Source organism: Commensalibacter sp. A3DC, from assembly GCF_047307945.1.
GTDB classification, from domain to species: domain Bacteria; phylum Pseudomonadota; class Alphaproteobacteria; order Acetobacterales; family Acetobacteraceae; genus Commensalibacter; species Commensalibacter melissae.
In genome coordinates this window covers 1-22,018 of sequence record NZ_JAXOQA010000001.1, presented here as the reverse complement: position 1 = coordinate 22,018, position 22,018 = coordinate 1, and the positions used below count along the sequence as shown (strand labels likewise).

Sequence of the window (22,018 nt, the reverse complement as noted above, 5' to 3'; positions counted from 1 at the left end):
TTTATTCAACACGTTCAAATTGATTAATCTTAACTATTACCCCATCGGCATTCGTTTGACTGGAAAAGGTTTTATAATTTATTTTCCAATCCTTTTGTGCCTCTTCAATTTCCAGATTAACAGACCGGCCTTTCAAAAATAAACAATAACCATTTTTATTTAAAATATTTTTTGAAAATTCCAAAAGCTGAGTCAATGAAGTCAATGCCCTTGCCGTCACAACATCTGCACTGATAGCATTCACATTTTCAATCCTCTGGCAAAGCACAGTTGCTTGTGTTTTGGTCTGTCGCAGAACTTCCCTTAAAAAAATTGTCTTTCTCATATCAGATTCAATCAATATTACAGGAATATCTGTTGACAATGCCAAGATCAGACCGGGAAATCCTCCACCTGATCCAAGATCAGCAATAGATTTTACAGATGAATCAAGATACCGAATCAATTGAAAGCTGTCATATACATGACGTTTCCAGACCTGATCCATACCCTGTTGCGATACCAAATTTATTTTTTTGTTCCATTGCTGAAGCAAAGAAATATAAATTTCCAGTTTCTCTATTGTTTCACGTGAAACACTCTTTAAAAACGGATAATTTTTTATATAACCGTCAAGATTCACAACAATTATCCTTTTCCCCTTTTTGCGGGGTTCGAATATATGCCAATATAGCCATCAATGCAGAGGGTGTTACCCCCGGTATCCTTTGGGCAGCACCAAAAGAAACAGGACGAACCGCTTCTAGACGTTCCTGCATTTCTCGGCTTAATCCGCCAATTTTCCTATAATCAAGATCCAGTGGCAAATTGATTCTGGACTCCTGGTCAAGCTGCCTGATTTCCCTGGCCTGTCTAACAAGGTAACCTTCATAACGGGCCTCGGTACGAATATATTGTTGAACTCTTGATGTTAATTGATGAAACCAAGGAGCGACTTTCTCAATTACCTCCTCAGAAGGGCATAATGATAAAATTTCAAATAATGACCGCCAGCGTCCATCGGACGAAATCTGCATTCCATAACCATTCAGAGTTTTAGGCAGGTATTTCTCTCCCTTCGCTCTCTGAACAGAATTTTTGATATGATCTATATCCTGAAGATATAAAGCCAATCGTTCAGCCCCCAAACACCCCAACTGTTCAGCCAAAGGGGTTAACCGTATATCTGCATTATCTGCCCGTAAAGTCAAGCGATATTCTGCCCGTGAGGTAAACATACGATAAGGTTCGGTCACCCCTTGCGTTGTCAGGTCATCTATCATGACACCAATATAACCCTGGCTACGATCAATTGTAATTTTTTCTGATCCAGAAGCATGATTTGCGGCATTAATTCCAGCCAACAAACCCTGAGCTGCGGCTTCCTCATACCCTGTTGTACCATTGATTTGTCCGGCAAGAAACAATCCGGAAAAATTTGGCAATTCTAAGGTCGGATTCAAGGATCTCGGATCAATATAATCATATTCCACGGCATAACCTGGCCTGACAATCACGGCATTTTCCAGACCTGGAATTGAATGAACCATTCGTTCCTGAACATCTTCTGCAAGACTGGTTGATATTCCATTCGGATAAACCAAATCCCCACCTTCATGTCCAGGCAATGCTTCAGGCTCAATAAAAATCTGATGACGCTCCCGATCAGCAAAACGGACAATTTTATCCTCGATTGACGGACAGTAACGAGGTCCTTTTCCAATAATTGCACCCCCATAGACTGCAGAAGTATGAATATTATCCCTTATTATACGATGCGTTTCAGGAGTGGTTGCAGTTATCCGGCAGGAAACAAATTCATTAAAAGCGTTATCAGTCAATCGGCTAAAAAACTCGGGAGATTCATCCCCCTTATCTTCTGTCAACCGCTCCATATCGATACTTGATCGCAACAGCCTTGGAGGGGTTCCTGTTTTTAAGCGACCCATACGCAGTCCCATCGCCTCCAATCGGTTTCCCAATATTGTGGCAGGTTTATCTCCAACTCTTCCGGCTGGCTGACTTTTATTGCCAACATGAATAACACCACGCAAAAAAGTTCCCGTCGTTAAGACAACCGCTCCTGACAGAAAATCACGACCATCCTCGCAAATAACACCACATATTTTATTGCCAATATCGACATTGAGATCAGCAACCGCACCCTCCATAATAGTCAGGTTGCTTAATTCTTTTAAAAATTGTTGAACCGCATTACGATATAACATCCGATCAGCCTGAGCCCTAGGTCCATGTACTGCTGGACCTTTGGAACGATTAAGCAGCTTGAAATGAATGCCCGCACGATCCGCTGCTTTTGACATGATACCATCAAAAGCATCAATCTCCCGAACAAGATGCCCTTTGCCTATTCCACCAATTGCCGGATTACATGACATGATCCCAATCGTGTTAAGAGAATGGGTCAGCAATAAAGTTCTTGCCCCCATCCGAGCAGAAGCTGCAGCCGCTTCACTTCCAGCATGTCCTCCACCAACGACAATTACATCGTATTTTACATTTATCATTAATCTTTTCTCAACTCGACCTTACTTACCGATACAAAATTGACCAAATATGGTATCCAACAGATCCTCCACACCTACAGCACCAGTTAATCTACCCAAACTCTGCATAGCTAACCGCAATTCTTCACCACGCAATTCAGCCCATTCCATTTCTTGGGCTTTTTGCAAATGTTGAACACATTCTGTTATACCTAATCGATGTCTTACCCGTGTTAAAGGGGGTGGCCCCTGACGGGATATTAATTCTTTGGTTTTCTGAACCAATAAACTTTTGAATTTATCCATCCCCTCACCCGATTTGACGCTGATTAACACGGTTTTATCTGACTGACTTAATAATGTTTCACGTGAAACATTTAAATCAATTTTTGTTCGAACCAACAGATCACAAGATAATTCAGGGCAATCATTTTTATCCGCAGCATCCATCAAACACATTACATAATCTGCATTTTGAGCGATCTTGTAGGCTCGCTTTATCCCCTCTTTTTCAATTTCATCTTCTGTTTCACGTAAGCCTGCAGTATCCACCAAGGTTACAGGAACATCACCCAATACTACCCTGACCTCAATAACATCTCGTGTTGTTCCAGCCTGTTCGGTCACAATCGCCGCATCACGGTCAGCCAAATAATTCAATAAACTAGATTTTCCAGCATTTGGTGGCCCCACAATTGCAAAGGTCAGTCCTTTTCTCAAACGTTCCCCTCGTCCTTGATCATTCAGATGGTCAATCATTTCAGAATGCAAATCAACGATTGTCCTCTTCACATTCTCCTCAATCTCTTGCGGCAAATCCTCATCCGGGAAATCAATTAATGCCTCTTGAAATGCCAACACTTCGCGCAATTGTTTTGCCCAGCCATGATAAAGGTCACTTAATCCACCTTCCGTTTGTTCCAAAGCCTGTTTTCTTTGCGCCTGCGTTTCCGCCTCAACAAGATCGGCAATACCTTCCGCCTGTAATAAATCAATTCGGCCATTCAAAAACGCTCGCTTGGTGAATTCACCTGCCTGGGCAGGAATGGCACCATAAGAAACCAATACCTCCGCAACAGCATCAACCACAGCAGGACCTGCATGCAAGTGCAGTTCTGCACTATCTTCACCCGTATAACTATTAGGGCCTGGGAACCACAGCAGCAAAGCCTCGTCCAGTAATTCTTTCTGACCCTCCTGAATTTTCCATAATTTACGAACCGACGCCAAACGTGGTTGCGGCACTTGATGACACATTCTGTGTAAAATAGAATAAGTTAAAGGCCCACTCAAACGCATGATCGCAACAGCACCCCTGCCCATTGCAGTTGCCAAGGCAAAAATTGTCGTATTTGAATTTAATGAAATATTTTCCATACAATATTAACTTATCTACTTAAGATATATATTTTTTATACGGTCGTAACATAAAAAAATCTTTTAATACATACGAAAAGATAAATTCATTCATATAAAATCAATTTTCTTCAAATCAATAAACTAAATATTACTACACATATCATTGTACGCTACCTATAATAATTATAATTATGCAACTAAATTGAAGGGATATAATATGCGTGACCTAACAGATAATGAAATTAACAATGTATCAGGTGCCGCTTCATTTACCGCAATTGGTTCGTTAATTGGTTCTCGAATTGGTAATGGACTAAATCAGCTGAGTAAAAATATCTCTGGAAAAGAGCCAGAGAAATCATATATAACAGGTGCAATAAATATAGGTTATGGAATCGGTGAATTTCTGGATAATCTTAATAATCGATCTGTTTGGGGGGATGCATGGAATAACACTCAAACAGGTATCACTCAACTTATTAATGCAGCCGTGACGAATAGTCTTAATGATCTGAAGATTTTACTTCCCGCTTAAATTTTAGAGACAATCCCCAATAGAATAAATTGATAAATAAAATAAAATAAAATAAATTATCTTAATTTTGTAAATTGCTACATTTACAGAAATAAATTTCAGATTTTTATAACACCATGGGTTTTATATCTTTTCATTCTCCAGTCGGTGATCTTAGTATCGCTGAAAATGATAATCTTATCGTCTCAATTGATTGGGGCTGGGGTAGTCTTGAAGAAAAAACACCATTATTGGAGGAGGCAAAAAACCAGATTGCCGCGTATTTCAATGGTAAACTAAAAAAATTTGATTTACCCATTCTATCGCCTGGAACAGCCTATCAACAACAAGTCTGGGAATTTTTGCAAACTATTCCCTTTGGTACGACAAAATCCTATTCCGAACTCGCCAAAATAATAGGAGGAAGTGCCCGTTCCATTGGAAATGCAAACGCCGCAAATCCAATTCCCATTATCATTCCATGTCATCGTGTCATTGGTAAACGAACTTTAGGTGGATATTCTGGAGGGGAAGGGATTAAAACCAAAGAATATTTATTGAATATTGAAAAATTATTTAGCACACCTTAATCAATATCTCTATAATTCAGGAAATAGAATAAATACATAGGATTTATTCTATTTCCTAATGTTCAATACTTTTTACGATCAAGTATTCATAGCATCAAAAAAATCTTGATTGTTTTTGCTGTATTTCAACTTATCAAGCAAGAAATCCATTGCATCCATCGTTCCCATTGGCGCCAAGATACGACGAAGCACCCAAATTTTTGACAAGCTCGAACGATCCACCAATAGCTCCTCCTTACGGGTACCGCTTTTAGTAATATCAATCGCAGGAAAGGTTCGTTTATCAGCAAGCTTACGATCAAGAACAAGTTCAGCGTTACCGGTTCCCTTAAATTCCTCAAAAATAACCTCATCCATACGACTACCCGTATCGATCAGTGCCGTTGCGATAATGGTTAAGGAACCACCCTCTTCAACATTACGCGCCGCACCAAAGAAACGTTTTGGACGTTGCAACGCATTGGCATCCACACCGCCAGTCAGAACTTTACCTGATGAAGGAACAACAGTATTGTAAGCCCGAGCCAATCGCGTAATGGAATCAAGCAAAATCACAACATCGCGTTTATGTTCAACCAGTCTTTTTGCTTTCTCCAAAACCATTTCCGTAACCTGAACATGACGATGCGCAGGTTCGTCAAAGGTTGAGGAAACAACCTCACCTTTGACTGAACGAATCATATCCGTAACCTCTTCCGGACGTTCATCAATCAGAAGAACAATTAAGACAATCTCGGGATGATTGGTTGAAATTGCTGTTGCTATATTCTGCAACATCACGGTTTTACCCGTTCTCGGCGGGGCAACGATAAGCGCACGCTGCCCCTTACCAATGGGTGTTACCAAATCAATAACTCTGGGTGTAAAATCCTTATTTGGATTCTTGCTTTCCATTAATGATGGAATTTCCATCTGTAACCGTTCATTTGGAAATAGGGGGGTCAAATCATCAAAATTGATACGATGACGAACCACTTCCGGATCCTGATAATTGATTGTATCAACTTTCAGCAAGGAAAAATAACGCTCCCCATCTTTTGGAGCGCGTATTTCACCAGAAACAGTATCCCCTGTCCGCAAACTAAAACGGCGTAACTGTGCGGGAGAAACATAAATATCATCCGGTCCTGGCAGATAATTGGATTCAGAGGAACGTAAATATCCAAAACCATCTGGTAGAATTTCCAGAGTTCCCTCTCCATAAATAGCTTGATTGTTCTCAGCAAGCTTTTTAAGGATGGCAAACATCATATCTTGTTTACGGAGTGAGGACGCGTTTTCAATCTGCAAACTTTCTGCATAATTGAGCAGTTCTGCTGGAGATTGCGCCTTGAGTTCGGCAAGTTGCATAGATGGAGGCTCTATATAATAGAAAATTAAATCATATAAATAAGGAAAGGAAATATGGCGATCAAATACTTAAACATTTACCAAATTGTATATTGATCCTTTATTCATACATTTCAAAACAAAAACGTAAAAATAAAATACACATTTCATACGAAGGAAATTTTGATATATATATCAAATATAAGATTGGATTTATAGATAAAAAGATCAAAAACGTCAAGAACTTTAATTTTTAAATAAAATTGAAAAATAACTATTTTTTTTTCAAAAAGCCATTTAAGTTACAATTCCATTTATTTGCTGTAAAATCCAGAATCATTTAAACTCAACCAAACGATAATTTTGTTGATTTTTTATTTCAATCAAGTTTTTAGGAGAGAAACGTGGGGTCCCAAACTGGTTCATCCTTTAATAGTTTAAGACAGGGTCCTGATGAACATGGACATTTTGGAAAATATGGGGGAATGTTTATTGCCGAAACACTTGTCCCTTTAATCCTTGATTTGCAAAAAGCTTATCAATCCATTCAGAAAGATCCTGGATTCCAAAATGAATTGACCTACTATTTAAAAAACTATGTTGGAAGACCCAGCCCATTATGGTTTGCAAAACAATTAACAAACATTGTCAATGGTGCAAAAATCTATCTGAAACGTGAGGATCTTAACCATACGGGGGCCCATAAAATTAATAATGTCATGGGTCAAATCTTGCTGGCCAAACGCATGGGCAAAACACGCATAATCGCTGAAACCGGAGCTGGCCAACATGGTGTTGCAACAGCCACAGTCTGTGCACTATTCAATATGGAATGTGTAATCTATATGGGCAAGCTTGACATTGAACGTCAGAAACCAAATGTTTTCCGCATGGAACTGTTGGGCGCAAAAATCATTCCTGTCACCGCTGGCAATGCCACATTAAAAGACGCCATCAATGAGGGGTTAAGAGACTGGGTAACAAATGTTCATAACAGCTATTATCTTATGGGTACAGCTGCCGGACCTCATCCTTATCCCATGATGGTCAGAGATTTTCAATGCATTATTGGCAATGAAGCCAAAAAACAGATTTTGGAAGCTGAAGGAAAGTTACCCAATAAAATTATTGCTGCAATAGGCGGCGGATCAAATGCAATTGGTATTTTTCACCCTTTTCTGGATGATCCTACCGTATCCCTAATTGGTGTTGAAGCGGGAGGAAAGGGGCTGGATAGTGGAAAAACCGCAGCCTCTATTGAACGAGGATCATCAGGGGTATTGCATGGTAACCGTACGTATCTGTTACAAGATGATGATGGTCAAATTACTGAACCTTACAGTATCAGTGCCGGACTGGATTATCCCGGAGTGGGTCCTGAACATTCCTGGTTACATGATCTGAAACGAGTGGAATATGTTGCCATCAATGATAATGAAGCAGTTGACGCATTTCAGAAATGCACAACCAAAGAGGGAATCATCCCGGCCCTAGAAAGCTCTCACGCTCTTGCTCATGCCTTGAAAATTGCTCCTGCCATGAAGTCAGAAGATATCATCATTGTCAATCTATCGGGTCGAGGCGATAAGGATATTGATAATATCGCAAATTATTTAGGAGTAAAATTATGAGCCGTATTGCCACCTGTTTCAAAACTGTTAGACAAAAAAAACGTGGAGCTTTTATTCCTTATATAGAATCTGGTGACCCTGATTACCAAACCGCCTTAAATATTCTAAAGGCCATGCCACATGCAGGCGCGGATCTGATTGAAATTGGCATCCCCTTTAGTGATCCCATGGCAGATGGCCCAACAGTTCAGGCAGCTGCCAACCGTTCGTTAAAAGCCGGAACCAATATGCAAAAAACATTGCAAATGGTTCGGGATTTTCGTCAGGACAACCAAACAACCCCTATCATTTTAATGGGATATGTTAATCCAATCGAACATTATGGATACGAACGTTTTTGTCAGGATGCCGAACAGGCTGGTGTTGACGGTCTAATCATTGTTGATATGCCTCATGAGGAATTAGGCTGTATTCTACCATATGCGGGAAAACATCATCTTGATGTTATTCGACTGGTAACCCCGGTCACTCCCAAAAACCGTTTGGAAAAAATTCTTAAAGATGCCAGTGGTTTTATCTATTATGTCAGTATTACGGGAGTGACAGGCACCAAAACCGCGTCCCAGAAAGATCTGGAAAAAACCATTCCCATCATTCGTTCCGTTTCCGACCTCCCTATCGCAATCGGGTTTGGAATTTCAACAGCTGAACATGTTCAAAACGCTATAAAACATGCAGATGCTGCCGTTGTTGCCTCAGCTTTGTTAAAAACACTGGAATCAACCTTAAATCAGGACTATCATTCTACTGATACAACCATTAAAAAAGTTATCCAGCATGTTGCGCTCCTGTCAGCGAATACCCTGTAAAACAGGTTTATAAATTAATCATCATCAATGAAAGATCAGTTATGAGTTGGCTTACGGAATATGTACGTCCCAGAATTCAAGGATTTTTAAAAAAAGATATACCTGATAATCTGTGGACCAATTGCGATGCCTGTGACCAAATGCTGTTAATCAAGGATTTACAAAAAAACATGAATATCTGTCCACATTGTGGACATCATATGCGTGCATCTGTGAAAGAGCGTTTGGAATGGACTTTTGACCAGGATTCCTATACTTGCATAGAGCTCCCCAAAATGCCTGTAGACCCCTTAAATTTCAGGGATAAAAAACGTTATACCGATCGACTAAAGGAAAACCGCGCAAAATCACAACTTGAAGAATCAATTGCCGTCGCACATGGTACCATTCTGGAGCAAAAAGCAGTGGTGGCCGTTATGGCCTTTGAATTTATGGCTGGCACAATGGGGGCCGCCTTTGGTGAGAGTTTCCTTGCGGCAACCCGTCTTGCCCTTTTACAACAATCCCCTTTAATCATATTTACCGCATCAGGGGGGGCCAGAATGCAAGAGGGAATGATTAGCCTTATGCAGATGCCCCGTACCGTCATCGCTGTAGAAATGCTAAAAGAGGCCAAAATTCCCTATATCGTCGTCTTTACCAATCCAACAACAGGCGGGGTGACTGCTTCCTTTGCAATGTTGGGGGATATCCACATCGCAGAACCCAATGCATTAATCGGATTTGCAGGTCCACGTGTTATTGAAAATACTGTTCATGAAAAATTGCCAGAAGGATTTCAACGCTCAGAATATCTTCTTGATCACGGCATGATTGACATGGTTGTTAAAAGAACAGATATGCGAGAAACGCTTGCCAATCTCATCAGCCTGTTATGTAACACAAATACACAAACATCCTAGCTTTTATGAATTCTCCTGTTTTAACCGAATTTACTGGACGCTCAGGTCAAATACTCGAGCGACTTAACAAACTATATCCCTCTTTGATTGATCTATCCCTCAATCGATTGAAACGGTTGCTAAACGATCTGGGAAATCCAGAGCGGCATCTTCCCCCAACAATTCATGTGGCCGGTACGAATGGAAAAGGCAGCACCTGTTCCTTTTTGCGTGCCATAGGCGAAAAAGCGGGATGGAATGTTCATGTTTCAACTTCACCCCATCTGATCAATGTCACAGAACGTTTTCGAATTTCAGGCCATCTGGTTGATGAAGCAGAATTATCAGATACCTTGTCCTACATTGAAAAAGTTAATAATCAACAACCCATCACGGTTTTTGAAGTTCTAACAGCCGCCACTTTTTGTCTATTCGCGAAATATCCAGCTGATCTGGCAATTATTGAAGTAGGATTGGGTGGGCGCTTTGATGCAACAAATGTCATATATCCCATTGCCAGCACCATCACCTCCATCTCAATGGATCATGAAGCTTTTCTTGGCAACAGTCTTGTAAAAATTGCTAGGGAAAAGTCTGGAATCATCAAAAAATCCATACCTGTTATAACTTATAATCAATCCCCAGAAGTATTGAACATTTTACAGGAAGAAGCTCAAGCCAAGAATGCTCCACTATTTATCCAGGGGAAAAACTGGACTATTGAAAAACAAAGGGATTATCTAGTTTATAATGATTCCAAGGGAACGCTTCAATTACCTCTACCCAGTCTAATGGGATTTCATCAGGTTAATAATGCAGGTTTGGCGATTGCCACTTTACGTGCAACCCAACTTGCCGTGCCAGAATATGCATGGCAAGGTATTGCAGAGGCACAATGGCCGGCACGTTTGCAACGCTTACAAGGAACATTGACCAAGTATATCACTCCAGAAACAGAGTTGTGGCTGGATGGAGGACATAATGCCGATGCCGGGCAAATCCTTGCCCGATTTATAAAGTCTAAATGGCAGGACAGGCCCCTTCATCTCATTGTTGGCATGAAAAACAATAAAGATTCCAGTGCATTTCTTGCCCCTCTTATCCCGTTATGCACCTCTATACAGGCTGTAATTGAACCTGATCAACATATGGCCATGTCCATTGATAATATTATCCAGGCTTCTAAAAATCATGCCATTAGCGGTGGAACGATTAAAAATGCTTTAATTCATCTTCAACAAACAGAAAAAAAACCTTACAGAGTCCTTATTTGTGGAAGTCTTTATTTAGCAGGAAGTGTTTTACGTCAAGATGGATGGAAACCTGTTTAAGGTTTATTTATATAACTATTTATAATTAAACTTTTATTTTCTTTTAAATATATGATTTTTACTTTTAGTACAACTATACTTTACCAGAAATAGCCCAAATAGGGCCATTTCTTGCTTGATATTTCATATCTCCTGAAACCATATTAAAAAAATAAAATTAAATAAATAAAATATTCTTTCAGGAGATTACTAATGAACACCCAGCCTACAACCTATGATCTTTTAATTGTTGGTGGTGGCGTCAATGGAACAGGTATTGCTCGCGATGCAGCAGGACGAGGATTAAAAGTTTTACTCGTTGAGAAAAATGATCTGGCAAGCCATACTTCTTCTGCAAGCACAAAACTAATTCATGGCGGATTGCGTTATCTTGAATATTATGAATTTCGCCTGGTTCGGGAGGCCTTACAGGAACGTGAACGTCTTCTTAACCTGGCCTCTCATATTATACGTCCTCTTGAATTTGTTCTTCCTCATCGAAATTCCATTCGACCAGCCTGGATGATTCGAATCGGATTATTTTTATATGATCATTTGGCAAGCCACCCAAAATTGCCTAACTCCAAATTAATCTCATTACAAACCTCTCCATATGGACAACCTTTACGAAATGATATCAAAAAGGGCTTTACCTATGCAGATTGCGCCGTTGATGATAGCCGCCTTGTTGTATTAAATGCAAAAGGGGCCTCTATGCTGGGTGCCGACATTCGTACTCAAACAAAATTTGTGGATGCCAAACGCTCAACAAATGAATGGAGTGCAACAATCCAAGATAATAAAACCCAGAAAAAAACAACCATAACAGCAAAAGTAATTGTGAACGCAGCCGGACCATGGGTTGCAGAACTTTTACAAGACAAACTGCATGTTCAAAGTAAAATGAATGTTCGGCTTGTCAAGGGCAGTCATATTGTTGTCAAAAAACTTTATGAAGGTCCTCAAGCCTATATTCTACAAAATGATGACAAACGGATTGTATTTGCCATTCCCTACCACGAAGAATTCACATTGATTGGCACAACAGATATTTCCTGGGATCAATCTCCAGATATTTTACCTGGGATTGATGAAAATGAAACCGAATATCTATGTAAATCGGTGAACGATTATTTCAATAAGAACATTGCTCCAAAAGATGTAATCTGGAATTATTCTGGCGTTCGTCCACTGTATGACGATGCCTCCAGCAATGCTTCAGCAGTAACCAGAGATTATCACCTCGATTTGAATGAGGAAAACAGTCAGGCACCTTTACTCTCAATCTTTGGCGGGAAAATTACAACCTATCGCCGTCTTGCAGAACATAGCATGGAAAAACTAGCCAAGTTTTTCAAATATACCCGCCAAAATTGGACGGACAAAGAACCTTTGCCAGGTGGAAATATTACCGATGGCAATTTTGATTTATTTTATAAAGATTTTCGCAATACTGTTTCCTTCCTTGATGAAATCACTGCCAAACGCATTGCACACAGTTATGGAACAGATGCCATAAACATTATTCACAATGCCAAAAGCAAGACGGATATGGGTATTGATTTTGGCCATGGTTTGACACAGCATGAAGTTGATTACCTTGTCGAAAAGGAATGGGCCATGACTGTAGAAGACATTTTATGGAGAAGAACAAAACTGGGATTATATTTCACCCAAGAAGAGCAAGGAAAACTGGCTCAATATTTGCAAAAGTCTCAATAACCTCCCTCCAGAAAGTCAATAACATATGCAAAATACGAAAAATCTTATAGGAGAGCTCATTTCTGAAGCGATTGCAGTTACAATTATCATATTTATTGGTTGTTCAGCAGCAGCAATGCTTCTTATGTATGATCCAAGTCCTTATCAAAATGCCTATTGGGGTGTTGCGATTTCCTGGGGATTAAGTGTAACTTTCGCGATCTATGTTACTGGCAGCATAAGTGGCACCCATGCCAATCCTGCTGTAACACTAGCCCTTGCCTTATTCCGGAATTTTTCCTGGAAAAAAGTCCCTGCCTATATAATCGCCCAGGTTTTTGGCGGGATTTGCGGTGCAGTTCTTGTTTATTGCATGTATTATTCAGTTATTGACCATTATAATGTTGTCCATCACCTGACCCGCCCATTGGGCGGTGGGGCTGGTGTTTTTATCACAGCACCCGGATTAACAGTCACACCTATCCATGCTTTTTTTAACGAAATCCTTTTAACTGCATTTTTGGTTTTCAGTATTTTTGCCATTACTGATGAATACAATACCATTGCCCCACAAGCAAACAGTGGTGCACTGATTATCGGTTTTGTAGTTGCTGCTATTGGTGCATCGGCAGGATATCTTGAAGGATGGGCGATCAATCCCGCACGTGATCTTGGTCCTAGAATATTCATCTATTTGGCTGGCTGGGGACCTTCTGCCTTTCCCGGTTTACCTTCTTATTGGTGGGGTCCTATTTTCGGCCCACTCCTAGGCGGTGTCATGGGTGGAGGTGCCTATCAATTATTCATTAAACCCTTTTTATCTCGTATATCATAACCCAATTACAAAGCGGATATAATTTCCATGAATAAAGCTCATTATATTATTGCCCTTGACCAGGGCACAACATCTACACGTTCAATTATCTTCAACACACGGGGCCAAGAAATATCGCTCAGCCGACATGAATTTACCCAGCATTATCCTCAACTTGGATGGGTTGAACATAATCCGGAGGACATCTGGAGTGATACTGTATATACAATTAAAAACGCCATCGCCAAAGCTTCCCTTGAAGGTAAAACCAGTGAAATTGCCGCCATAGGCATTACCAACCAACGTGAAACAGTTGTTATCTGGAACCGTAAGACGGGCAAACCTGTCTACAATGCCATCGTATGGCAGGATCGACGGACAGCAAATTCATGCAGAGCTTTAAAGGAAGAAGGGCTAGAAAAAACAATCTATGAAAAAACAGGCTTACTTCTTGACCCCTACTTCTCCGCGACAAAAATTGCCTGGATATTGGATAACATCCCGAATGTAAGATCTGAAGCAGAACGCGGTGAACTGGCTTTTGGTACAATTGACAGTTTCCTTTTATGGCGTCTAACTGGAGGCAAGGTTCACGCAACAGATGCAACCAATGCCAGTCGAACCCTGCTGTTTAATATACAAACACAATCATGGGATCCAGAACTACTCAAAATCTTTAATATTCCCGCCTCTATTTTACCTGAGGTAAAAGATAACAGTACTTTGTTCGGCACAACAGATCCTGCCTTGTTTGGTAATTCAATTCCCATTATGGGAATGGCGGGGGATCAGCAAGCCGCATTAATCGGTCAAGCCTGTTTTGAACCCGGCATGGTTAAGGCAACCTATGGCACGGGATGCTTTATGCTGTTAAACACAGGGGACAAAATCGTAACCTCCCAAAACCGCATGCTCACAACAACGGCCTATCGCCTAAATGGTAAACCAACCTATGCACTTGAAGGATCCATCTTTGTTGCTGGTGCTGCAATCAAATGGTTAAGGGATGGTATCGGAATCATCACCCATGCCTCACAAACCAATGATATGGCAACCAAGGTTAACGACAACCATGAAGTATATATGGTTCCAGCCTTTGTCGGATTGGGTGCCCCCCATTGGGAACCTGATGTCAAGGCAATCATTACTGGATTAACCTTCAATGCGACAGCTGCCCATATAGCCCGTGCCGCACTAGAATCCATTGCCTATCAGACCTATGATCTTGCCGAGGCAATGAAAAAGGACAGTCTTGAAGAAATTTCATCCATCCGTGTTGATGGCGGAATGTCAGCGAATGACTGGTATTGTCAATTCCTAGCCAGTATTATGAATACAACCGTCGAACGACCCGCTTATATTGAAACAACCGCAATGGGAGCTGCCTATCTTGCTGGTCTTGGGTGCGGTATATGGAACAATATCGAAGATATTACGACCAACTGGTCCGAAGGTAGCACTTTCAAACCGGCAATGGAACAAGCAGAACGGGAAAGAAAACTCAAAGGTTGGCGACTAGCCTTTAAAAAAGCTTTACTGAAAGAATAATTTTTTCTCATGCCTTTATCCTTATAAAGGCATTTTCATTTTTTATTATTGGGAATTGAGATACAAACCAGACATAAAAAAATCAAACCAATTCCTAACCAGCCAAAACCTGAAAATTTTTCCCCTACAATTATTACGGCAAGAAATGTTGCAATAACAGGTTCCAACAAGGTTATCAAAGTTGCCATGCTTGTTGGAACAAAGGACAGGCCGTAACCAAAACAAAGATAACCAATAAACATGGGAATAGTCGCCATATAAATTCCAACAGATAAATTGCTCCATGAATTCAAATATGTTCCGCCCGTTATCAATAAAACTGGTAACAGCAAAAGACCACCAACCCCGAAAATACTTCCCATCGCTGCCTTTGATGGAATTTCATGATGTATCAAATGTCTTGCAACCCATGTATAGAATGCATAGGTAAACCCTGCCAACAATCCCAATAAAATACCCAGACTGATTCTTGCAAAGGATATTGGGCTATATAAGGTATGTTGGGCAGAAAAACAGAGCAAGATGATACCCGATACTCCCATAAAGGCACCAATGACCCATTGTAGGGTGACTTTGAAATGATCCATTATGTTTTCAAGTGCAGCAGAAAAAAATGGTGCCGAACCAATTGAAACAACTGTTCCAACCGTAATACTGGCAACCCGCATCGAACCATAAAAAGCCAAAGGGTAAAACATAACGGCAAGGGCACCCAATATAATCCAACCTTTTTGACTATATAATTTCCCCTGATAATTTTTTAGACATGGCAAGGCAATCACTGATTGCAACAACCCACCGATACCCATAGCACCTGACCCAATCGCAAGCGCACTCACTTCAGGTGCAAATTGAGCGGCAACCCCTGTTGTCCCCCATAAAACAGAAGCCATTAAAATAGAGATTATCCCTATGTATTTTTTTCCAATATTCATATCCGTTTTTTTACCGATAACTGATTAATTTTACTATCCATTGCAATTCGGCACCTGTTCAATACAATTTTTCAAAATAAAAATAAAATTCATATGGATAAAAAAAAGAGATTATCCTCTTCAGATAATCTCTAATCGCAAACCGATTTAATTCATAATAAATTTATTGCTTGCTCTTATCTACCTGAGTATTCAATTTCTTTCCATTGGATTGATAGGTCTGAAAAGCATTTTCTGCACTCCATCCTCCTCCCAACGTTCTGTACAAAGTTGAAAGACTCTGCATATATTGAAGACGTGCCTGAATAGATGAAACTTGGGCGGTCAATAATGTTCTTTGCGCCGTTAATGTGCTGATATAACTATCAATTCCATTACTGAACCGGGCATAGGACAAACGGTAATCTGTCTGGCTTGCCTTGACATTGTCAGATTCAGCTTTCCACTTTTCTTTTAATGTTGTTCTGGCTGCCAAAGCATCCGCAACTTCCTTGAAAGAAGATTGTATCACTTTCTGATAATGAGCGACGGCGGCACGCACTTTAGCTTTTGCTGTTCTCAATTGTGCCAGATTTTGCCCCTCATCAATTACAGGTACGGTAATTTTCGGCATAAATGTATAAGCCGCAGAATATGGCCCAAACATTTGTGCAAAAGTTGCTCCTGCCGTACTGCCTGATGTTGTTAGCTGAATGGATGGAAAAAAAGCGGCTCTGGCATATCCAACATTCGCATTGGCTTCTTTAAGCTGATGTTCTGCCAATAAAATATCTGGACGACGTTCGAGAAGATCCGATGGCATACCCGACGCCACCTCTGGCATGGAAACAAAATTATCCAGAGAGGGATTAGGACCGGCCTTTTGCAAGACAGATTGTGGAATAGGCTGACCAATCAACAAAGTAAGACTGTTCAGATCATTGGCAACCGTTTTTTGATAAACCTGCTCCTGACTTCGGGCTTCTTGCAACAATTCTGTTGCTTGTGCCACAGCCTGGGCATTTTGTTGACCATAGGTATGCATTCCTTGAATTAATTGTAAATTCCTTTCACGATTATGCAAGCTTTCCTGAACAGTACGAAGACTGTCACAATCCGCAAGCCAGGCCATATATGTATTGGCAACCTCGCTAATCAACGAAATTTGCACAGATAAAGTACTCTCTACCTGCTGCAAGTAACTTTCCCTGGCCGCTTTGGTCAAACTCCGAACATGATCGAATATATCAATTTCATAATTTGATACACCAAATCCCGTTGATAATTGGTTCCAATGCGTATAGCCCCGCATACCGCCCAAGGTTTTTCCCGGACTCGTTTGATAGGAAGCCCCCGCAGAATAATTTACTGTTGGAAATAAATCACCTCTTTGACGCATGTAACTGGCATGGGAAGCCGTAATATTCTCGATTGCCTCACGTAAATCACGATTATTAGCCAAAGCCATGGAAATTAATTCACTCAAGACTGGATCCCGAAAGAAAACCTTCCAACCGACATTATAGGCTTGTGGCAAATTTGAATCCTTGGGCAAGGGGGGCCCATAAGCGGAACCCATCGGCCATTGCTGGGAAATTGATGCATCTGGGCGTTTATAATCTGGAACAAGATTACAGGAGGTCGTTGAAAATATCATTAAAGCTAAAGTCATGGATATAAGCGGTGACCAAAATGACTTTCTTATTTTCATCATTATTTTACTCTCCTGTCTGTCCAGCGGTTGCATCAACATTCTTATTATTTAATGGATGAGGACGCACCTTGAATAATCCCAGAACGACAATAAAAAATACAGGGACAAAATAGAGGGCCAACAAAGTGGCTGTAATAACACCACCCACCACACTTGTACCAATGGCCACGTGACTTGCAGCACCCGCCCCTTTTGCAATTGCCAGAGGAACAGTTCCGATCACAAATGCCAGCGAGGTCATCAGAATAGGCCGAATACGTTCACGTGCAGCCATTATCGCTGATTCTTCCAATGTTTTTGTACCAGTATCATAATGTTCCTTAGCAAATTCAACAATCAGGATGGCATTCTTGGCCGCAAGCCCCACGGTTGTTAACAACCCAACCTGGAAATAAATATCATTATCTATTCCACGCAGATAAACCGCTGCCGCCGCTCCAATAATTCCCAAGGGAACCACCAGGATAACGGAAAAAGGTATAGCCCAACTTTCATACAAAGCCGCCAAAGATAAAAAGACTGCCAAAATAGAAACAGCATATAGTTTTCCGGCTTGTCCAGAGGACTTTTCCTGTTCATATGACATGCCCGTCCATTCATAGCCTATTCCCTTGCCAAGTTCATTTGCATAACCCTCAATGATTTTCATCGCTGTACCATTACTGATACCAGGAGCTCCCTGCCCCATGATTTCAAAAGATGGATAACCGTTATAGGTCTCCACTTTCTGAGGAGCCATTTTCCATTCACCATCAACAAACGAGGTTAATGGAACCATCTTGCCATTATTATTCCGGACAAACCAACGCCTTAGATCATCAGGCTTCATTCGCGACTTGACATCTCCTTGTACAAACACGTGTTTTACACGGTCACGCAAGTTAAATAATCCCGCATCAGAAGATCCCAGAGCAATGGATAACGTTTGATTGATACTGTCAATACTAACCCCTTGGGCATGTGCTTTATCACGATCAATATTGAAATAATATTGCGGGGCAATAGGCAACCCATTCGGGCGAACGGCAACGAGACGATGATCCGCACTGGCCTTTTTTAACAAAGCATCCCTTGCCTTCATAAAGGTAATGGTATCCAGATGTCCACGATTTTGCAATTCAAAGTCAAACCCGGTTGACGAACCTAAATCCATAACGGGAGGCGGAAGAAATGCCAACACATTGGCGCCGGGGATAGAAGACAATGCGTGCATCGCCCTTGTTGCGATAGCTTGAGCGGTTGCCCTGGAATCGCTGCCCCTTTCATCAAATTCTTTCAAACGGGCAACACCAAAAGCTGCACTCTGGGCCTGACCACCAAAATTGAACCCAATCGCCGTAAAAACAAACTTGATATATTTATTCTCATGCTTAACAAAATAATCTGTCATTTTCCGGGTGACATTCGACGTCATTGCGGCTGAAGATCCAGGACTCAATGTTGCCTGCATGTAAACAACCCCTTGATCTTCATCAGGTAAGAACCCTTCGGGTAAAATATAAAAAACACATAATCCGGCAACCGTAATGAATACATAAATAATCATGGTTATACGTGAATGGTGAATCATATGCTTCACCCCTCGAATATACCCATCGACCATTTTATCAAACCCGTTATTAAATTTCGTAAAGAACCAACCGTGCTGTTCCTTTTTTTCCTTAGGTTTTAAAACCGTTGCACACAAAGCGGGGGTAAAAATCAATGCAATGACAACAGAAAGAGCCATCGCTGCAACAATGCTAATTGAGAATTGCCGATAAACCACCCCGGCAGAACCGCTGAAAAAAGCCATGGGAATAAAAACAATGGATAGAACAAGCGCAATACCAACCAGGGCCCCACTAATCTGATCCATGGAAATTTGAGTAGCCTTTTTAGGAGAACAATGTTCCTCCTCCATAACACGCTCAACATTTTCCACGACCACAATCGCATCATCCACAAGCAACCCGATGGCAAGCACCATAGCCAACATTGTCAAAGTATTGATCGAAAATCCAGCAAAAAACAGGATTGCGAATGTTCCCAACAAAACTACGGGAACGGCAATTGCAGGTACAAACGTTGCCCTAAAATTTTGCAAGAAAACATACATCACAACAATAACCAGCAAAATCGCAATAACAAGAGTTTCAACGACCTCCTCCATTGATTCAATAATATATGTCGAGGTATCTTGTGGATATAAATAGGTTGTATTTGCTGGAAAATACTTGGATAATTCTGCAATCTTATTATGAATATCTTTTGACAGCGCCAACTGGTTGGCCCCAGAAGCAAGCTTGACACCAAAAGCAGCAACAGGCTGATTGTTAATCATACCAATTGGCTGATAAGTCATTGGTCCCAATTCAACCCTGGCAACATCTTTCAATCGGATACGTGCACCATTTACCTGTGTTTTAACAACTATATTCTGAAATTCCTCTGGTGTGACCAAACGTCTTACACCACCTGTATAAATATCAGAACGCTGATTAGGCAAAGCTGGCAATTTTCCAAATTCACCCAAAGGCTGTTCCGAGTTCTGGGAACCAATTTCATTCATCACATCCGTTGCATTAAGCTGATAATCATGCAGCTTATCTGGATCCAACCAGACACGCATCGCATATTCTGATGAAAAGGCGGTATAATCTCCCAACCCGTTCAATCGGGTAACGGGGTTCTGTATATCACTTGCCAATAAATCTCCCAGAGCTCCCTCATCCATGGATTGATCAGAAGATTGAACGGCAAAAAACATCATGTAACTTTTATTGGATTTCGAAATACGAATTCCTTGCAACGCAACCGTTGATGGTAACAATGAACGGGCAACATCAATACGGTTCAATACTTGAACCTGTGCAATATCCGGACTGGTACCCTGTGCAAAGGTGAGGGTAACCAATGCAGTTCCATCAGCATTAGCGGAAGTGGAAATATATTCTAGGTTATCCAAACCGTATAGATTTTGACTGATTGGATCAACAACCGTTCTTTGAACCGTATCTGCGGTAGCACCTGGATAGGTAAAACTTAATGTAATTGGTGGAGGGGCGATTGAAGGCCATTGTGCAATAGGCAGGCTTATAATAGAAATTGTTCCAATCAGTGAAACAAGAATAGCAATAACCCAAGCAAAAATCGGCCTGTCAATAAAAAAACGCGACAATGACATGTAAAAATTCCAATTATAACACTTTAATTAGGGACCTCTGCCGTAATCGTCCGTCCTTCTTTAGGAACGACTTTTTGACCTGGTCTGTATGAAGTTGGATTACTAACAAGAAGATGATCACCATCTACTGGACCTTTTGTAACAACCCAGTATGTATCCTGAATACGTTGTAATTCTACATTACGTCTTTCAATAACATTATCCTTGTTAATAATATAAATATAGGGAGCATTATCCAAACCACGCATAATAGCTTCCTGAGGGATTAAAAAGGCCCCTTTCTCATATCCTTCATGCATAACAGCACGAACATACATGCCTGATAACAATAATTTATCAGGATTACGTATGATTGCCCGCTGAATAACAGATCCTGTTTCCTGATCTGTCACAACTTCGGTAAATAATAAATTCGCCTGTAAGGGGTAACGAGAACCATCTTCTAAAATCAAATCAATAGGAACATGGGCTGCCCCACGTAAGGTCTGTAATTTTCCATTTTCCTGTCTTGAACGTAAACGCAACTGTTCTGCGGTAGGTTCAATAATATCAACAAAAATTGGATCAAGTTGCGTAATGACAGCGACTGGATCTGCCTGATTAACAGACATTAATGCGCCCTGCGTTTGGATAGAACGACTTATCCTTCCAGAAATGGTGGCATTAATTCCCGTATATTCAAGATTCAGTTCAGCCTGTCTTACTGTTGCTTTATCACTTTCAATATCAGCCTTAGTTGCTTCTTGTGCAGCAAGTGTATCATCATAATCCTGACGACTGACAGCATCCATATTTTTCAATGGGCCATATCTTTTTAACTTCAAAGTCTGGGTGCGTAATGTCGCCAAATCACGGTTAAGCTTACCCCGCGCCTCATTTAAAGCGGCTTGATAGGGTCGAGGATCAACCTCATAAAGCTGTTGTCCCTTAATAACATCCGTACCTTCTTCAAATAACCTTTTATAAAGATATCCATTTACCTGAGGACGAACCTGTGAAACGCGCATCGGAGAAACACGTCCAGTCAGCTCAACTAAATTCTCAACTTCTTGAGTATGAACCGTTACAAAATTCGCACTAGGTATGGGTCGAGCAGGTTGCTGTTTTTTACATGCATTAAGTGGCAATAATAAAGCAAATAATAAAGCATATTCTTTATGCCATTTTGTAAAGAAAGAATCTGTTATTGTCACTTCTCTTCCCTATTTCCTTAAAAATCAAGATAAATTTACTGTTGATTATCTATAAATAA

17 protein-coding genes are annotated in these 22,018 nt (G+C 40.7%); 9 read left to right on the top strand and 8 right to left on the bottom strand.

Annotation, left to right across the window (positions count from 1 at the left end):
• Position 1: 1 nt before the first annotated feature.
• Genes rsmG through mnmE form a run of 3 tightly spaced genes read right to left on the bottom strand, consistent with a single transcriptional unit; the run spans position 2 to position 3,863 of the window.
• Positions 2-622, bottom strand: a complete 621-nt coding sequence (gene rsmG, locus U0839_RS00085; RefSeq protein WP_370533619.1) for a 16S rRNA (guanine(527)-N(7))-methyltransferase RsmG — start codon at positions 620-622, stop codon at positions 2-4.
• The gene (mnmG, locus tag U0839_RS00080; RefSeq protein ID WP_155566080.1) at positions 612-2,507 is read right to left on the bottom strand and encodes a tRNA uridine-5-carboxymethylaminomethyl(34) synthesis enzyme MnmG; all 1,896 of its coding nucleotides are present in this window, start codon (positions 2,505-2,507) and stop codon (positions 612-614) included. The genes rsmG and mnmG overlap by 11 nt, the downstream gene beginning before the upstream one ends.
• Before the next feature lie 21 nt (positions 2,508-2,528).
• Positions 2,529-3,863, bottom strand: coding sequence for a tRNA uridine-5-carboxymethylaminomethyl(34) synthesis GTPase MnmE (gene mnmE, locus U0839_RS00075; RefSeq protein ID WP_155566081.1), 1,335 nt, complete (start codon positions 3,861-3,863; stop codon positions 2,529-2,531).
• A gap of 199 nt (positions 3,864-4,062) precedes the next feature.
• Between mnmE and U0839_RS00070 the strand changes: the two genes are divergently transcribed.
• Together U0839_RS00070 and U0839_RS00065 are read left to right on the top strand one after the other, a co-directional pair.
• Positions 4,063-4,380 (top strand): hypothetical protein, encoded by a 318-nt coding sequence (locus tag U0839_RS00070; RefSeq protein ID WP_122124160.1) that lies wholly within the window; start codon positions 4,063-4,065, stop codon positions 4,378-4,380.
• A gap of 116 nt (positions 4,381-4,496) precedes the next feature.
• Positions 4,497-4,949, top strand: a complete 453-nt coding sequence (locus U0839_RS00065; RefSeq protein ID WP_155566082.1) for a methylated-DNA--[protein]-cysteine S-methyltransferase — start codon at positions 4,497-4,499, stop codon at positions 4,947-4,949.
• Between the two features lie 78 nt (positions 4,950-5,027).
• Here the strand turns inward: U0839_RS00065 and rho are convergent, their stop codons facing one another.
• Positions 5,028-6,299 (bottom strand): transcription termination factor Rho, encoded by a 1,272-nt coding sequence (gene rho, locus U0839_RS00060; protein WP_413549822.1) that lies wholly within the window; start codon positions 6,297-6,299, stop codon positions 5,028-5,030.
• A 383-nt stretch (positions 6,300-6,682) separates the two neighbouring features.
• On the opposite strand from rho, the gene trpB reads away from it, so the two are divergent.
• The 7 genes from trpB to glpK all read left to right on the top strand — a co-directional run bounded on the left by trpB (position 6,683) and on the right by glpK (position 14,972).
• Positions 6,683-7,909, top strand: coding sequence for a tryptophan synthase subunit beta (gene trpB, locus U0839_RS00055; protein WP_413549820.1), 1,227 nt, complete (start codon positions 6,683-6,685; stop codon positions 7,907-7,909).
• Complete coding sequence (trpA, locus tag U0839_RS00050; protein WP_413549817.1) at positions 7,906-8,718, top strand: tryptophan synthase subunit alpha; 813 nt, start codon at positions 7,906-7,908, stop codon at positions 8,716-8,718. Before trpB ends, trpA begins: the two co-directional genes overlap by 4 nt.
• Before the next feature lie 41 nt (positions 8,719-8,759).
• Entirely contained in the window at positions 8,760-9,620 is an 861-nt protein-coding gene (gene accD, locus U0839_RS00045) for an acetyl-CoA carboxylase, carboxyltransferase subunit beta (protein WP_155566084.1), read from the top strand.
• A 5-nt stretch (positions 9,621-9,625) separates the two neighbouring features.
• Positions 9,626-10,930 carry a bifunctional folylpolyglutamate synthase/dihydrofolate synthase gene (locus U0839_RS00040; protein WP_155566085.1) on the top strand — a complete coding sequence of 435 codons (1,305 nt, stop codon included), beginning with the start codon at positions 9,626-9,628 and terminating at the stop codon, positions 10,928-10,930.
• Positions 10,931-11,122: 192 nt separating this feature from the next.
• The gene (glpD, locus tag U0839_RS00035) at positions 11,123-12,631 is read left to right on the top strand and encodes a glycerol-3-phosphate dehydrogenase (RefSeq protein ID WP_155566086.1); all 1,509 of its coding nucleotides are present in this window, start codon (positions 11,123-11,125) and stop codon (positions 12,629-12,631) included.
• Positions 12,632-12,656: 25 nt separating this feature from the next.
• The gene (locus U0839_RS00030; protein WP_155566087.1) at positions 12,657-13,445 is read left to right on the top strand and encodes an MIP/aquaporin family protein; all 789 of its coding nucleotides are present in this window, start codon (positions 12,657-12,659) and stop codon (positions 13,443-13,445) included.
• A gap of 27 nt (positions 13,446-13,472) precedes the next feature.
• Positions 13,473-14,972, top strand: a complete 1,500-nt coding sequence (glpK, locus tag U0839_RS00025) for a glycerol kinase GlpK (RefSeq protein WP_155566088.1) — start codon at positions 13,473-13,475, stop codon at positions 14,970-14,972.
• A 35-nt stretch (positions 14,973-15,007) separates the two neighbouring features.
• Here glpK and U0839_RS00020 read toward each other — a convergent pair whose 3' ends face one another.
• The 4 genes from U0839_RS00020 to U0839_RS00005 all read right to left on the bottom strand — a co-directional run bounded on the left by U0839_RS00020 (position 15,008) and on the right by U0839_RS00005 (position 21,959).
• The gene (locus U0839_RS00020) at positions 15,008-15,907 is read right to left on the bottom strand and encodes a DMT family transporter (RefSeq protein ID WP_155566089.1); all 900 of its coding nucleotides are present in this window, start codon (positions 15,905-15,907) and stop codon (positions 15,008-15,010) included.
• Between the two features lie 163 nt (positions 15,908-16,070).
• Entirely contained in the window at positions 16,071-17,600 is a 1,530-nt protein-coding gene (locus U0839_RS00015) for an efflux transporter outer membrane subunit (protein WP_196424881.1), read from the bottom strand.
• 4 nt (positions 17,601-17,604) lie between these two features.
• Complete coding sequence (locus tag U0839_RS00010) at positions 17,605-20,766, bottom strand: efflux RND transporter permease subunit (protein ID WP_110439170.1); 3,162 nt, start codon at positions 20,764-20,766, stop codon at positions 17,605-17,607.
• A 23-nt stretch (positions 20,767-20,789) separates the two neighbouring features.
• A complete protein-coding gene (locus U0839_RS00005) occupies positions 20,790-21,959 on the bottom strand; it encodes an efflux RND transporter periplasmic adaptor subunit (RefSeq protein ID WP_110439171.1) in 1,170 nt (389 codons plus the stop codon).
• Between the last annotated feature and the right edge of the window lie 59 nt (positions 21,960-22,018).

Coding starts and splice junctions, on each gene's coding strand:
- mnmG (WP_155566080.1), bottom strand. CDS start 2,507: ATGATAAATGTAAAATACGATGTAATTGTCGTTGGTGGAGGACATGCT.
- mnmE (WP_155566081.1), bottom strand. CDS start 3,863: ATGGAAAATATTTCATTAAATTCAAATACGACAATTTTTGCCTTGGCA.
- U0839_RS00070 (WP_122124160.1), top strand. CDS start 4,063: ATGCGTGACCTAACAGATAATGAAATTAACAATGTATCAGGTGCCGCT.
- U0839_RS00065 (WP_155566082.1), top strand. CDS start 4,497: ATGGGTTTTATATCTTTTCATTCTCCAGTCGGTGATCTTAGTATCGCT.
- rho (WP_413549822.1), bottom strand. CDS start 6,299: ATGCAACTTGCCGAACTCAAGGCGCAATCTCCAGCAGAACTGCTCAAT.
- trpA (WP_413549817.1), top strand. CDS start 7,906: ATGAGCCGTATTGCCACCTGTTTCAAAACTGTTAGACAAAAAAAACGT.
- accD (WP_155566084.1), top strand. CDS start 8,760: ATGAGTTGGCTTACGGAATATGTACGTCCCAGAATTCAAGGATTTTTA.
- U0839_RS00040 (WP_155566085.1), top strand. CDS start 9,626: ATGAATTCTCCTGTTTTAACCGAATTTACTGGACGCTCAGGTCAAATA.
- glpD (WP_155566086.1), top strand. CDS start 11,123: ATGAACACCCAGCCTACAACCTATGATCTTTTAATTGTTGGTGGTGGC.
- U0839_RS00030 (WP_155566087.1), top strand. CDS start 12,657: ATGCAAAATACGAAAAATCTTATAGGAGAGCTCATTTCTGAAGCGATT.
- glpK (WP_155566088.1), top strand. CDS start 13,473: ATGAATAAAGCTCATTATATTATTGCCCTTGACCAGGGCACAACATCT.
- U0839_RS00020 (WP_155566089.1), bottom strand. CDS start 15,907: ATGAATATTGGAAAAAAATACATAGGGATAATCTCTATTTTAATGGCT.
- U0839_RS00015 (WP_196424881.1), bottom strand. CDS start 17,600: ATGATGAAAATAAGAAAGTCATTTTGGTCACCGCTTATATCCATGACT.
- U0839_RS00010 (WP_110439170.1), bottom strand. CDS start 20,766: ATGTCATTGTCGCGTTTTTTTATTGACAGGCCGATTTTTGCTTGGGTT.